This is a genomic window from Luminiphilus sp. nBUS_16 (genome assembly GCF_051201645.1).
In the GTDB taxonomy this organism is placed as follows: Bacteria; Pseudomonadota; Gammaproteobacteria; order Pseudomonadales; family Halieaceae; genus Luminiphilus.
Window position 1 is genome coordinate 716,789 of record NZ_CP179205.1, and the last position, 14,699, is coordinate 731,487.

Below are 14,699 nucleotides of genomic sequence, written 5' to 3' on the forward strand. Positions count from 1 at the left end.
CAGGCGCGATTAGCTCGCCTGGGTGCTGCTTGAAGCCTGACTCGGATCGCAGTTGACTTTGTTGTCGGTCGAGGCCCTGCAATGAGTGAATCTTTGGCGCCGTAGACGTCTATGCAGTGCACTTTATTGGATGGCTGCAATGTTTCTACTGCTCGACAGACATCGGAATTTTTGGGTCAAGTCCCGCTTCTAATTTCTGCGCTCGCACCATGGCGCGAACATCGGCTAGGAGGGCACGGGCGTCGTAAACAATACCATCCTTAATGGTCCATCGAACGCCACCAACACGTTCGACCCTCTGATTTTTCTCATTCAATTTGGGTACGCCAGTGCCGTAAAGTGACTTCAAATTATGCAGCGGGTTTTCATCGACAATGATGAGGTCCGCCTTCTTCCCTACTTGCACCGTGCCGAGTTCGCTCTCTTTCCCCAGAACCTGAGCGCCTATTTTGGTGGCAGCACGAATTACCTCCAGTGGGTGGAAACCGGCTTCTTGTAAAAGTTCCAGTTCCTGTATGTAACCAAAGCCATAAAGGCTATAGATATAGCCGGTATCGCTACCGACGACGACTTTACCTCCGCGATTCTTGTACTCGTTTACGAATTGCATCCACAGCTGATAGTTGTGTTTCCACTCGATCTCGTCCTGAGTTGTCCAATTAAAAAAGAATGAGCCGTGTTTCTCGCGACTGGCACGGTAGAAATCCCATAGTGCGGGGGCAGTATATTCGTAGTGCCACTCGGCGGTGTACGCACGCATAAGATCTCGGCTGGCTAAATAGATGGTGAACGTGGGGCTTAAACAAAAATCCCGTTCGAGCAACGTCGCCATGACCTCATTCCAGCGCTCGGTCCCTGGTCCTGCGGCCTGCTTCCATAGACGTCCGGCTTGCGCAAAGCGCTGCTGTTCGTTGCTGTAGATGTAGTCAGAGGGATAGTCTTGTATGACTTTGTCAGTAAACAGCGCCTCAGGCAGTCCGTACCAGTGTTCCATGCAATCCAGACCGTGGCTTGAGGTGTCCAGCACATCGGCGTGGGCTACGTTTAACTGAGCGTGATGCATGGTCGTGCCCAGACCCTGTTGCCCTGCCTCGTCTAACGCTGCCCACAAAATATCTTCTGGGGCTCCCATAAATTTAATGCCGTCGGCGCCTATGCGCTTTAAGTAGCGGACTCTTTTTCTGGCATCCTCGGCAGAGCTTATGGCCGGTAATTTTTCGTCGCCATCTGCAGGCATCGCGAAGTAGGGAAAAGCGGTAATGCGAGGCGCGGTAATGGCGTTTTTTTCGCTTAGTGCTTTTAAGGCTAAAAGCCGGCTTTCACCGTCGGAACCAAACACCTCTCGTGTGCTGGTAACGCCATGGCCCAACCAAAGCTTAAAGATGTAGTCAGCAGGAACATTTTGACGTTTATCGGGTGCATGAATATGCGTGTGGGAGTCAACGAAGCCTGGTAGCAAGTATTTGCCATGGGCATCGATTTCCCGGGTCTTCAAATTAGCCCCATCGAGCAGTGGCGGTCGGCCCTCAGGGTCGATGGCAATGCCGGGAGTGCCGACTGTTGTGACCTGAGTGATACGATTTTCTTCCACAACGACATCCACGGGCCCGGTCGCAGGCGCGCCGGTGCCGTCGATTAAATAAGCGCCTCGAATGATGAGTTGATCGTACTGTCCCTGACCTTCTCCTCGGGGTGGAACGCCGTCCTTGATGTTCGCAAACAGTCTATCTGTCTCCGTTGCAGTGCCGGCAGCTGAGAACAGCAGCGGTGCCAGTGTGATAGCGAAAATCAAACGCAGTCTGTTCATAGTTTTTCCTTTTTATGCCCTTACAGCTTGCACGCTGAGAGAGGATAAAACGATCTCGTCGCTCCCTCGGGGCTTGGCTTAATCTAGCTCGGGGTAAGACATCATTAGGCGCCACGCTGCTGGCTGTTTGAAAGTCCGTTAGATCTGATTAGCCGCTTGTACTTATAAATTGATCATCGCAATAATGCCAGTAACCTGATTCGGTGGACATTCGCAAGGTGCGAGTGTTTTTTGGCGGTGTTTCAAGTGTCAGGAGTGTCTGTTTTTGCGGCGGAGTCGGGGGTTGGTAGTGTTGCTGGCTGGGGTGCCGAGTCTTCAGGGGCTAAGCAACTTTCTGCCGGCGCTACGCGTAGGTTGTCAGAGGCTTCCCAGCTGGGTACGTGATCATTGAATTCGGTGTATCTGAGAGAGGCATCTCCGCTTAAGGTCAGCTGAAGCGCCCGTCGTCTGATTTCCGTTGCGCCACCGGCTGCAGAAATTCCCGGTGTATCTCTGGGTTTGAATAAAAATACATGGATGGGGGTATTCACGGGTAACTTTTTGCTGCTGCCCTTATCAGACGCGCGAACGCCGCCTAGGAAATTTGTCGCGCCGGGAATGTCGTTATAGCTGGGGCAGCCATCAGCTGCATCAAAGAATTTAAATTTCGCATTAAATGCGCCACCTTCCAGCGAGATCTGAAGTGAGGCATCTTCTGCAGCAGCAACTGGCAGAGTCCAACTTGTCAGCAGAGCAAAGAACCACTGACCGACCATATTTTTAAAACGACTCATTGCTTTGACGTCATCATAGGGTGAACGCAAATTTTGGCATGCAGCGTTATTGAAGTCGAATACCTTGGGCTCGAACCATAGGCGCCGGTGCACCCACGGCTCCGAGCTTTCAAGATTTACTGTGCTGCCGACTTGTTTCGTTTATGTTTAGTGCAGCTAGATCCATCGAAATTGGGACATGGTGTGCGAAGGTTATCTGCAAATCCCCAGAGCAAGTCAATCTTCGTTGCTCTAATCTAAACCGGCCTCTTGACGCAGCGTATTAGAGCGCTTGTCGGGACCATCATGGCTCCACCCCGGGGCTTTAAACAAATACGCGAGCTTGTCTTGCCAACGCGCTGCCCGTTTTACATCTCGCGACATATTGCCGTACTCCCCAAAGGCTACATCAAGCACCCGTTGGGAGGTTATGTTTTGGGTTAATCCATAGCGCACGGGCTCCGATACAAGCTCCTCACTAAAGGTACCCAACAGCCTGTCCCAAATAATAAGTACGGCGGCGTGGTTGCGATCAAGGTAGCGGGTGTTAGAACCATGATGCACCCGATGGTGGGAGGGTGTGTTAAAGATAAATTCATACCACTTGGGCATTCGATCAATCGCTTCGGTATGTAACCAGTATTGGTAAATGAGACTTATGCTCATCATGGTAACGATCATCACCGGATCGAAGCCCAGTAAGGCTAGAGGACACCAAAACAAATACTTTGCAACCCGCTCCCCTACGCCCTGGCGCAGCGCTGTTCCTAAATTATAATACTGTGAGTTGTGATGCGATGAGTGTCCCGCCCACATCCAACGCACTTCATGGTTGGCTCGATGAAATAGGTAATAAGTGAGGTCATCAAGGAAAAACAGCACGATCCACCAGGGAATGGTGCGGCTTACCGTATCTTTCAACGGTGACAGGTCGTAACAGAGAAACATCAGGAAAATGCCACCGAGTTTGGGCAGTAAATCCACAAACACAGTCAACACCATGATGCGCATGGAAGCCCAAAAATCTTGGCTCTCGTAAACGGGCCTAAACTGTTTTTTAGCCCACAATAATTCAACGCCCAAGGCGGCAAAGAAGGCTGGCAGGGCCAACAACACGAGATCGTCTTGCATCACGGCCATCACTCGATCAAACATAGCGCTTTCTCTATTTATTTATTGGAATTGTAATGGATTCTAAAGCCTTTTTGGCGCTTGTTGCGCCACTAAAGTATTACGCAGCCCCCTGCTGTAGTTGCCAGCCCCATTGGCTGACCATAGCGTCTCGCATTGCGCATAAAGCCTCTGTTGTCAGAGGCTGGTAGGCATTGTCTGACACTTGCAGAAGATTTTGATGGCCGCTCGTCGAATCTCGAAAACCATTGAGAAATTTAAGGGTTTTGAATCCATCGAACCAAGTATGAAGCTGACGCTCACGTTGTTGGACATTTTCGCTGTTGCTTCGTGCGTGTTTGATCGCCTTTGGTAACCCAAGTTTCAGCAATTGAGCTGTCGCTGCATCAGCAAGGGCTTCGGGGAGAAGCCGCAATAAATTTTGGTGGATCTCGGGCTCCTGACGGGTAAGCCACTGCGGGAAGCATTTAAGAACTTGCTTTAGCGCATTGAAATTATTTTGGTGGTAGAAAAAGGGCGTCAACTGCGGCTTTCCTGATGCCATTAAACGGGCGACCGCTGGGCCGGTGCCAAAAGGCACTCTGTCGGACGCGCGAGCTTGAATTAGCACAGGAGGGCCAGCGGGTCTGAAGATTTGCCCCATTTTTGCGAGTTTGTTGAGCAGGTAAAAGTCCTCTGCCCCAGCGCGTAAAGGCATGCCACGGACGGCTGCATAGCAGCGCGCATTGAAGCCACAGCTGCTACCCAATGTGTGAAAAGCATAGGGTGATGCGGAGAATTCGAGGCCCGAAATATAGTGATGTAGCCATAATTCATAAACTAATGTGGCTTGGTTGAGAGGTGCTTCGCTATCGCCGACATGCTGGAACGGAAGAGCGATGCCCGCTGCGTCACTGGGCCAAGATTGGCTGAGGTAGTGTGAGGGCCACTGGGCATCGGCGTCGCAAGAATAAATCCACTCGGACTCGATATGACCCTGCCAGATAAGCCAAAGTGCCAGATCGCAGCCCACTCGCCTCGCTCTGCCTACACCCTCCGATTTTGGAGTTGCTCCCTCGATGTGCTCTAAATCTATCATGAGCAGAGTGACGGCGGGTGCGAGAGGGCACAATGTGAGCCCCGGCAGTGGTGAGCTGCTCGTGTTCTCTTTTACGTAGTGCCGTAGCAGGGCATTTGCATTGAGATCTGGATCTGTTTCAGGCCGATTCAGAACGCCAATGACCAGCAGAGACTGGCCCGAGGGCGGTGTGGGGATGCGCATAAAGCAGTCAGGGTGCTCCTTGAAACAGGGCACGACCATGACGTGATTCCAGCGCTGGTTAAACCTTGGTAGTGCGGGCAGCAAAGCATACAGCGATAGGTACTTTTCGATGACAGTATCGGTGCCGCCGCTCAATGGAGTGCTGCACGAATCGGCAGCTCGCTAACCACCTGACTTTCGAAAGTCAGAATTTCCTGCCAGCGGGACTCGACAATCTCAGCAGAAAAATATTCGGAGGCGAGATCTAGGAAGAGTTCGAAGTGTCGGTCTTCAGACCGTGTTATCGAGCGGTAGAACGTTTTTAATTCACCCTCCGGAAGTGCTTCTGCAATTAAGCCAAAGCGTTCGGCGCCGCGGGCTTCGATAACGCCGGCGGTTAGCAGTCGATCTAGAAGATAAAGTTCGGAGCCTTGGCGTAACAGGCTCCTAATACAATTGACGTAGGGGTCTTTTACGTCGGCACCGAGCGTTAGTCCACGAGCCTGAATGATTTTTATGACTTCGCGAAAATGGACCATTTCCTCGACTGCAAGTTCTGCCATCGCGAGCACTAACCGGGGCCGGTCCGGGTAGTGGGATACCATCGACAGCGCCATGCCGGACGCCTTTTTTTCGGCAGCAGCGTGGTCTAGAAGAAAGGCATCAAAATCACTGAGTACGCAGTCGGTCCAAGCTTGTGGAGAAGGACTTTTAAGAGGGCTGTGGTGGTCCATAGAATCTTGAAATCGCGCAAAACAGCGATTGTACCCGACCTGACGTCTGGGTGGGTGCGGGGCGGGCAGTCATTGCCACCCTGTCCAGCCTGGGCCTCGGACGACACGACCGGGAGTGGCACCAGTAGGCACGCTGTTTGCAATCACCGCAATGCCGTTGATGAATACATGCTCCATACCAACGGCATATTGATGGGGTCGTTGAAACGTTGCTTGATCAATTATGGTTTCGGGATCAAACACAAGGACATCGGCAAAATAACCCTCCCGGAGAAAGCCACGGTTGCGTAACGACAGGTTGGTGGCGGGCAAACCACTGGCACGGTTAATGGCTTGCTCAAGGGTCAGTAAATTTAATTCCCGTACGTAATGTCCTAGCACTCTCGGAAAGGTGCCGTAGGTCCTAGGGTGTCGGTGGTTCAGTAGGGCATCGCCCTCAGCGGCGATGGTGACCGCGTCAGTACAAAAGCTTACCCAAGGCTGTTGGATGGCTTTTCGAACGACGTCTTCAGACTGATTAAAGTACATGGCCCCAACGCGCGTTCTATCCTCAATGACCAAATCCATGGCCGTTTCTTCGGGGCTTTGTTTTCGCATAAGCGCAACTTCTGCAAGGGTCTTCCCCGCGAGGTGTTTGAGCTTTGGATTTTGAAATTCAACCAACATCACGGTTTCTGCCCCACCGCTTGCGAGGCGGTTGTCCCAATCATCTGAGTCCTCTCTCATCTGCTGAGCCAGGGTCTGACGGGTATCCGGGTCTTGCATTCGTGCTATCCACGCGTCGATGCCGCCGGCTTTGACCCAGGCGGGCATGACGGCATCCAAACCCGTCGAGCCAGCAGGGTAGGGGTACATATCGGCGGTTATTTTGATGCCTTCAGCGCGGGCTGCTTCAATACGTGTAAGCACTGCGTCGAAGCGGTCCCATGAGGGAGGATGCGCGATTTTAATGTGGTAAATCTCAGCGGGTATCTCGGCTTCTCTGGCAATTGTAAGCAGTTCTTCTAGGGCGCTGAAAATTTGTTTGCCCTCATTACGAAGGTGCGAGGCATAGATGCCTCCATATTCTGACGCTGCTTTCGCCAGAGCGATCAATTCTTCGGTCTCCGCAAAACTGGCGGGCGTGTAAATGAGCGATGAGGCAACGCCTACAGCACCCTCGCGCATGGCTTCTCGAACCAGCTCTTGCATGCGCTGCATTTGTTCTGGACTTGGATCAACATCGTCCTGCCCTAGTACATGTATTCGTGGTGTTGTGGCGCCTATGAAGGAGGCGACGTTTGGCGCGACACCCTTATTCTCTAAAAACTCTAAGTACTCTCCTAAGGAAGTCCACTCGGGACTCAGTCCACCCCAATATTTGGGAAATTCTTTTTTCATGGCGGGGCTCAATGGCCCCATCGAATTACCCTCACCAAAGACTTCAAGTGTGATGCCCTGTGTGATGTCACTTAGGCCTCGACCATCGATGATAAGGCTGGTGACACCCCAGCCGATCATGTTGATAAAGCCCGGGCTGACGGCCTTGCCTTGCGCGTCAATCACAGTATCAGCCGTCGCGTTTTGAAGAGCGCCCAGTGCTGTAATGCGATCGTCTGTTATGCCCAGGTCTCCGACAAAAGGCGCGTTGCCCGCCCCGTCATAAATTAATCCGCCGCGAATCAGCGTATCAAAGTGAGGCGAGGTTTCACTGCTCAGAGCATTGCAAACAGTCAGTCCAAAAAAAATAACGGCTGTGCCAAAAAGCTTTGTAAGTTGCCTCATTAATCCTGCCCTCGAGCGCGTAAGATGGCGTTAACTTAGCATCTTGGCGCAGGGTAGGGGACATGGGATATTTTCGCCTGTCAGTGATGACAAGCAAGATAAACTGTTTTTAGATTAGCCTAATGCGGAGGTCTAAGGCAGTTTTAGATTATTCCGACACCTATGAGTCCGACTAAGCATCGGGAACCAATCGAGGTTAATAGGTTTTCGTGACAGACCGGAAGTCACTATGAGCGCCTTCTGACACTTTTGGCCGGGTTTTTGAAACAAGGTACAGCTATGAAATTTATGAATTACCAGCGGACGGTTGCTGCCGTTTTGTGTGCACTCATCCTCGTAGTCGGGCCAGTAGGGAACGCTGCGGACCTCAAAACGATCATGGCGGACCCTGATTGGATTGGTGCGCCGGTAGAGGCAGCCTGGTGGCAGCTAGATGACGGTGGCTATTTTTACCGGGCCAAACGCGCAGGCAGTACTCTAAGAGATACCTTTGCTATGACCGGGGCGGGCGACCCTGCGGTTGTTTCCGCATCGCAGTTAGCCCGAAGCGATGGCCCAAACCCCAGAGTTCACTCGGCCAGTGGCTTGGCCGTTAGTATTCATGCTGGCGCTGTGGTCTTGCGCGATCTGAACAAAAAGACCCACCGCGTTTTATTTGCTGGAACTACACCTGCGAGTCGGCCTCAATTTTCACCCGCAGGTGACACGGTATTTTTTCAGGCCGACCAACGATGGTGGCGCGTTGATCTGGCCAGTGGCGGTGTGGGGGCTTTAACGCCCTTGGTATTTGAGGAGGCCCCCCACGCGATTTCTGAGGATGGCTTAGCTCAGGATCAGCTGAGACTGTTTGCCACCCTAGAGCGTGAGCGGCTTGCGCAACAAGTGCAGTTTGACCAAAGCGTGGAGCAAGCGCAGGCGATGACATCAGGGATAACCCCTTGGTACTTGGGTGCTGATCATCAGTTGGTTAATAGCGCACTGTCGCCAAATGGACGTTGGTTATTGGTGTCAGTGACCGCTGCGACCGCAGATAACAACAAAGCCGACAAAATGCCCCATTATGTGACCCGCTCGGGGTACGTCGATGTTGAAGACGTGCGCCGCTTGGTGGGTCGAGAGTCGCCAAAATCGCAGGCATTGTGGCTCTTAGACATGCACAACCGGCAGCGGTATGAGTTGAGCATGGCAGCGCTTCCCGGCATTGATTTAGATCCATTGGCGGATTTAAAGAGTGCCCAAGATATACCCGTTCACGATGCCGAAAATCCACGGCCGGTCAGTTTTGAACGTCTCATTTGGCACGATCAGGGTGCTGATGCGGTGGTGCAAGTGCACGCTATCGACAATAAGGATCGCTGGACACTGCGACTGACGGCTGAAACTCGAGAGCTAAATTTGATCGAGCACCTGCACGACCCGGCATGGATCAACTGGCAGTTCAACGATGTTGGCTGGATTCCTGGCGGCGATCAAATTTGGTGGCTGTCGGAAGCCTCTGGATATAGCCATCTGTACGCGACTCGTGGGGACGGCGTAGTGATGCAACACAGTCAGGGAGAATTCGAAGTTACCGATGTTGCCTGGCTACCCGATGGGGAGTCGGCGCTGGTGTTGAGTAACCGTGCCCACCCAACTCAGTACGATGTCTACCGCCTGAATGCTGCTTCTCAAAAAATGGTTCGTTTGACAGAGCTCAAGGGTGTAGAAGGCTTTTCTCTGCATCCTACAGGCACTCAGGCGTTAGTGCTTTTTTCCGAGACCTATCGACCGACGCAAGCGGTCGTTGTGGATTTAGTCAATGGGGATCTCAGTTCACAGACTGACACCCTTAATGACGCCTATTCTGCGGTTCATTGGCAGAACCCCGAATTTGTCGCAATCCCATCTCGGCATGGCGTTGAAAAACCGATTTGGTCAAAATTCTATCCGGCTCAGGGGGATTTCGAGGGTTTGCGCCCCATTGTGATGTTCGTTCACGGTGCGGGTTATACCCAAAATACGCATCACAAATTCCCCTACTATTTTCGAGAGCAGATGTTTCACAACCTTCTGACTGAACGTGGTTACCACGTGTTGGATATGGACTATCGGGCTAGCCGTGGTTATGGGCGTGATTGGCGAACGGCGATTTATCGTCAAATGGGCACGCCAGAACTCGAAGACCTCATAGACGGCGTGCAATGGTTGGTTGAAAAACACGGAGGGGATCCCAATCGCGTAGGCGTCTATGGTGGTTCTTACGGTGGGTTTATGGCCTTTATGGCTCTGTTTAAGGCCCCGGAGATATTTACTGCCGGAGCAGCTCTGCGTCCCGTCACGGATTGGCGACACTACAATGACTCCTATACGGCGAATATTCTCAACACGCCCGCAGTCGACCCTGAAGCCCATCATCGGAGTTCTCCTATAGAGTTCGTTGAGGGTTACGAGGGGGCGCTACTCATTAGTCACGGCATGCTAGATGACAATGTGTTCTACAAAGATTCGGTGCGTCTTGTTCAGCGCCTCATAGAGCTTGAGAAAGAGCATTGGGAACTGGCGTCGTACCCCCTTGAGCCCCACGGTTACGTTCATCCTGAAAGCTGGTTGGATCAGTATCGACGAATTTTAAAGTTATTTGAGTCGGAGTTAAGAGGCGCACAGTAATGGCGCCATGGTGTTTCTCAGATAAAGAGTGTGACTTGGCTAAACGTAAGATTTAGGATCATCCTCGCACTCAGCATTTAGTCACCTTGCAGGGTGAAAACACTTTCAACAGTTAACTAAAAGGATAGCGTTATGTTTAGCCACATTATGGTCGGCGCCAATGATATCGAAGCGTCAAAGGCATTTTACGACGCAACGTTGGGCGCCTTGGGGTACGGTCCCGGTGTTATCGACGAAAAAGGTCGCGTGTTCTACATGACGGACACGGGTATTTTTGCGTTAAGTCAGCCTATCGACGGCAATCCTGCAGGCCATGGTAATGGCTCAACGATAGGTTTTTCTGCGGCAACGACAGAAGCTGCAGATGCATGGCATGCTGCGGGTCTAGCGAGCGGTGGGGTAGCCTGTGAAGAACCGCCCGGGGTTCGTGAGGGTGGTATGGGTCCGCTGTACTTAGCTTACCTGCGCGATCCTTCAGGAAATAAAATTTGTACCCTAGTCAGGGTTTAGTGGGGCGTCGTTTGCAGCAAAATCCCTACGTGATTTGATTGAAAACTGGGGCCGCAGAGGCGAGTGAAAAGCTACTCGTCACTGCTGGCCCTGCTCAAAACTTAGCACCAAGAGACGGCGGACTAACTGCTGTCGACATGGCAGGCTGAATACGTAGAGGCCTTGCCTAAATTCATACACGATAAAAGTGAGGGCACGTTATGTTCGACGATCTTGATATTACAGCGATGGCAGATGCCTACCTCTTCCCTTACGCGGCTAATATTGCTCTCGCGCTAGTCATTTTTTTTGTTGGAAAATGGCTGGCTAACACGCTGACCAATGTTGTCGTAAAACTGCTCCAACGGTCGAAAATGGACGATATTCTCATCAGTTTTGTCACGTCCATCACCAAGGCTATCTTATTATTATTTGTCGCGATTGCAGCGCTTAATCAGCTGGGAATCGATACCACCTCATTGATCGCTCTGTTGGGCGCGGCCGGCCTTGCCGTAGGCTTGGCATTACAAAATTCTCTACAAAACTTTGCGGCGGGAGTCATGTTGATTGTCTTTCGCCCTTTCAAGGCTGGAGATTTCGTTGAGTTGGCAGGTGTTGCCGGCGTCGTTGAGAATATTGGTATTTTCAGCTCGGTATTGCGCACTGGCGATAATCGCGAGCTGATCATTCCCAATGGTGCTATCTACGGAGGCATTATCACTAACTACTCGGCACGCAGTACTCGCCGCGTCGACATGGTTTTTGGGGTTGATTATGGTGATGACCTGAGAGAGGCCAAGGCGTTGCTGCGCACAATTATACTGGCCGATGACAGGGTGCTAGCCGAGCCTGAACCGGTGATAGCGGTATCAGAATTAGCCGATTCCTCAGTGAATTTCATTGTTCGACCTTGGGTAAAAAGCGCCGATTATTGGCCCGTGCTGTGGGATACCACCGAAAAAGTTAAGCTTGAATTCGACGCTCAGGGGTTATCAATTCCATTCCCTCAAATGGACATTCACCTGCCTAATGACGACGGGCACAGCACTGAGTCTTGACGGTATTGATCGGTGTAACAGTTGCCTTTTTTTGAGAGCAGGGCTTGCGCGGCGCGATCAGAGCCATCCTGGCTTTATTGCCGTGTCTGCTCCCCAAAGAGCGGGACCTAGATACCGTTAGTGTGTGAGCAAATTATCCGTCTTTTCGGTAAAAGGTTTTAACAGACTTCCAAACAAGAAGGCCGGCGACGATCAGCGGCAGGCCATAACTGAGTGCCAGAACGGCTTCACCCGTCGCTAGGGTCATCTGCCCTACCGAAGTTCCGTTTTGGGCTTGCGTGTAAGGTTTCGCATAGAACATATAAAGCATGCCCATAACAGCGACGCCTACCAAAATCATGACGGCAGGCCAAATGAGAGTTGTTCGATTTTCTCCGCTGTCATGCTCCTCTTCGGGGACTTTGTGGAGGGCCTTTCGGTAGTCAGCCTCTCCGGGGCTGACCCTGCCAAGCCGCGATACGGTGACTACCGTCAGAAAGCTCGCGCAGGCGCCTACTAAAATGGGATCAAAAATAACGGGCCAGTCTACAAGATCGTTCAGTGACAATAGATTCATCAAGACGTTGACTAAAAAACCTACTGCCATGCCCCAAAAGGCGCCGGCTTCGGTAATCTTTGAGCTCCAAATACTCATGAACGCAACAGCACCCCACGAGGAGGCAAAGAGAGGGCCTGCGAAGTAGGTTATCCAGAATATGTTACTGGGTAAGGCCAAGGCTAGGGTAATGACGACGAGACCGATTACCAGCATGGTCAAGCGAGTAACGCGCAGCTGTATTTTTTTATTGTTTGGTAACTTAAGAATGTCATTGCTCACACTGAAGCCAACCAAAGACAGAAAAGTCGATGCCGATGACAGTCCCGCTGCTAAAATGCCACACACCAGCAGTGCGCCGACGATGGTGGGTACTACATTCATGGCAGCCCAGATGATGACGCTCTCCGCGGGGTCTATGTTGGGGTTGCTGAGATTGACAATGGTGGCGCAAAACGTGGTGACCAAATATAGCAGCAGCATGGTGATCGCGGCACCGCAGGCGGAGCGAATCACCACATGCTCACTCCTTGCCATTAAATAGCGGCTAGACTGCCAAGGGCTGACGGCCACGACGAAGCCCCATGCAACCCCCAAAATAAGTGCCCATAGAAGTGCCTGCCCCGGAGTGTCCCAGCTGGTTTCAGGCCCTACGACACCATGCCAGGCAATGACGTCGGGTTTTGTCTCAAATAAGGCAAGGGCTTCGATGCTGGCAAACCAGCCGCCGTTCGCGCTCACCAAAAAGGAAAGTGCGACGATGGCGACCGACGTAAATAAGATGAACATGAGGGTGTCGGTTAAAATGACACCCTTGGATCCGGAGTAAAGCGTGAACAGCGTATAACTTCCCCACACAAGGATGATGGCGATGGGTTCCGACAGGTCGGTCAGTTGTGTGACGACCATGGCAACGCCCCAAGTAACGGCGAGCAGGTAGCCGCTGAGACCGACGACAATCGAAAGCCCAGCTAATGATTGAATTCGCCGACTCTGAAAGCGTGCGCCAAAAAAAGCCGGGACGGTTAGTGCTTGGCTTCGACGCAGGTAGCGACCGAAGAATAAGGCCCCCACGACGTAGCCCAAACAGTTGACGGCGGTCATGATAATGATCAGAGGTCCGTGTCCTCGGTAAGACATACCGGCCTCACCGATAAATCCGTTGGTGCTCATGAAGCTGGCAATCAACGTGCCCAAGATGAGAAGCGTTGGGGCATTGCGACCCGCCACGAAATAATCATCAAGGTGCCGCACTTTGCGCCCGGCGTACCAGCCGGTACCCAAATAAACTATGACACTCAGAATCATGGTTAGGCTAAAGCTATCCATCAGCGAAGCACCCGAGTAAAGCGATGGCTGTAATAGTCACCGACCATAGGTAATGGCCTCTTCCAAAATCCGTTCTATGTCACCGACAGAAGCTGGACGGGCATTGGTTGCAGCAGCGGCGTCAAGGTGGGCCTTTTTCGCCAGTGCTGGGGCGGCGGACAGAGGCACACCGAGATCAGCCAGCGACCTAGGAATATCAAGCTCATCCAACAGCGCGCACAAAGCTTGATAAAAGCTGTCGAATTCACTATCTGCCAATCCAAGGGCCGCTGTCAAAGCCGGCAATTTCTCCGTCAGCATAGGGGCGTTGAAGCGCATGACGGCGGGTAATGCGACGGCGTTGGTCAATCCGTGATGAGTGTCGTAATCGGCGCCGACCATGTGGCTGATCGCGTGAACAACCCCCAAGCCTTTAAGAAAGGCAATGCCCCCAAGGCAGGATCCCACTTGCATGCCGCCTCGGGCCTCAAGGTTGTCTGGGTCAGCCACGGCAATGGGAAGCCAGCGAGTAATAAGTTTGATTGCTTCTAGTGCGGTGCCATCGCATTGCGGATGAAAGTCTGGCACACAATACGCTTCAATCGCGTGGATGAGTGCGTCGATGCCGGTCCACGCCGTGAGGTGCGGCGGCAGGCCCAGGGTGATTTTCGGATCAAGCAAGGCGAGTGATGGTTTGAGCGCAGGGTGCCAGACACACAGTTTCATCCCTCGCTGAGTGTCTGTGATCATAGCAGTGCTCTCGGTCTCTGCTCCGGTACCCGATGTGGTGGGTATGCAGACTAGAGGCGGGAAGGCGTTCCCAGTGCTGATGTCCACTACTGGCGCGTCATAATTGAAACGCCAAAGATCGATATCATTATTGGCTGTTAGGCAGGTTGCCTTGCCGCCGTCCATACCGCTACCACCTCCCATTGCAATGACGCCATCATGGTGGCCCTCACGAAAAGTGGCCTTGGCACTCGCTATCTCGTGATCTCTTGGGTTTGGTGAAATATTGGAAAAGACACGTGATCTCAGACCTTGATGTTCCAATGACGACTGGGTTTGAGCGATAAAGGGAAGGTCTCTAGAGCCCTTATCGGTAACGATGAGGGGGTTTGTCATGCGCAGTGCTACACAATGCTTGCCAATTTCGCTCAAGCGCCCGGGTCCGTATGCGATGGGCACGGGATAACTCCAGTCATGGGGTGATAGCAGGTGGTTCATTGTGACAA

Annotated in this window: 11 protein-coding genes; 3 read left to right on the top strand and 8 right to left on the bottom strand. The window is 52.3% G+C overall.

The window, feature by feature from the left end; all coding sequences use genetic code 11:
- Positions 1–145: 145 nt before the first annotated feature.
- From ACMAY6_RS03285 to ACMAY6_RS03310, 6 genes are all read right to left on the bottom strand, one after another.
- A complete protein-coding gene (locus tag ACMAY6_RS03285) occupies positions 146–1,807 on the bottom strand; it encodes an amidohydrolase family protein (protein ID WP_435214405.1) in 1,662 nt (553 codons plus the stop codon).
- 242 nt (positions 1,808–2,049) lie between these two features.
- Positions 2,050–2,673 (bottom strand): hypothetical protein, encoded by a 624-nt coding sequence (locus tag ACMAY6_RS03290; protein ID WP_435214407.1) that lies wholly within the window; start codon positions 2,671–2,673, stop codon positions 2,050–2,052.
- A gap of 138 nt (positions 2,674–2,811) precedes the next feature.
- Positions 2,812–3,714: a sterol desaturase family protein gene (locus ACMAY6_RS03295; protein ID WP_435214409.1), complete on the bottom strand. Its 903-nt coding sequence runs from the start codon at positions 3,712–3,714 to the stop codon at positions 2,812–2,814.
- 76 nt (positions 3,715–3,790) lie between these two features.
- Complete coding sequence (locus ACMAY6_RS03300; RefSeq protein WP_435214410.1) at positions 3,791–5,086, bottom strand: hypothetical protein; 1,296 nt, start codon at positions 5,084–5,086, stop codon at positions 3,791–3,793.
- Positions 5,083–5,664 carry a tRNA-(ms[2]io[6]A)-hydroxylase gene (locus ACMAY6_RS03305; RefSeq protein ID WP_435214412.1) on the bottom strand — a complete coding sequence of 194 codons (582 nt, stop codon included), beginning with the start codon at positions 5,662–5,664 and terminating at the stop codon, positions 5,083–5,085. The genes ACMAY6_RS03300 and ACMAY6_RS03305 overlap by 4 nt, the downstream gene beginning before the upstream one ends.
- A gap of 69 nt (positions 5,665–5,733) precedes the next feature.
- Complete coding sequence (locus tag ACMAY6_RS03310; RefSeq protein WP_435214414.1) at positions 5,734–7,428, bottom strand: N-acyl-D-amino-acid deacylase family protein; 1,695 nt, start codon at positions 7,426–7,428, stop codon at positions 5,734–5,736.
- A gap of 279 nt (positions 7,429–7,707) precedes the next feature.
- On the opposite strand from ACMAY6_RS03310, the gene ACMAY6_RS03315 reads away from it, so the two are divergent.
- From ACMAY6_RS03315 to ACMAY6_RS03325, 3 genes are all read left to right on the top strand, one after another.
- Positions 7,708–10,074 (top strand): prolyl oligopeptidase family serine peptidase, encoded by a 2,367-nt coding sequence (locus ACMAY6_RS03315; protein ID WP_435214416.1) that lies wholly within the window; start codon positions 7,708–7,710, stop codon positions 10,072–10,074.
- 132 nt (positions 10,075–10,206) lie between these two features.
- On the top strand, positions 10,207–10,584 hold the full coding sequence (locus ACMAY6_RS03320; protein WP_435214418.1) for a VOC family protein: 378 nt from the start codon (positions 10,207–10,209) through the stop codon (positions 10,582–10,584).
- A gap of 200 nt (positions 10,585–10,784) precedes the next feature.
- The gene (locus ACMAY6_RS03325; protein ID WP_435214420.1) at positions 10,785–11,621 is read left to right on the top strand and encodes a mechanosensitive ion channel family protein; all 837 of its coding nucleotides are present in this window, start codon (positions 10,785–10,787) and stop codon (positions 11,619–11,621) included.
- Positions 11,622–11,754: 133 nt separating this feature from the next.
- Here the strand turns inward: ACMAY6_RS03325 and ACMAY6_RS03330 are convergent, their stop codons facing one another.
- Complete coding sequence (locus ACMAY6_RS03330; protein WP_435214422.1) at positions 11,755–13,485, bottom strand: sodium:solute symporter family protein; 1,731 nt, start codon at positions 13,483–13,485, stop codon at positions 11,755–11,757.
- Between the two features lie 36 nt (positions 13,486–13,521).
- Positions 13,522–14,691, bottom strand: a complete 1,170-nt coding sequence (locus tag ACMAY6_RS03335; RefSeq protein ID WP_435214424.1) for an iron-containing alcohol dehydrogenase — start codon at positions 14,689–14,691, stop codon at positions 13,522–13,524.
- Between the last annotated feature and the right edge of the window lie 8 nt (positions 14,692–14,699).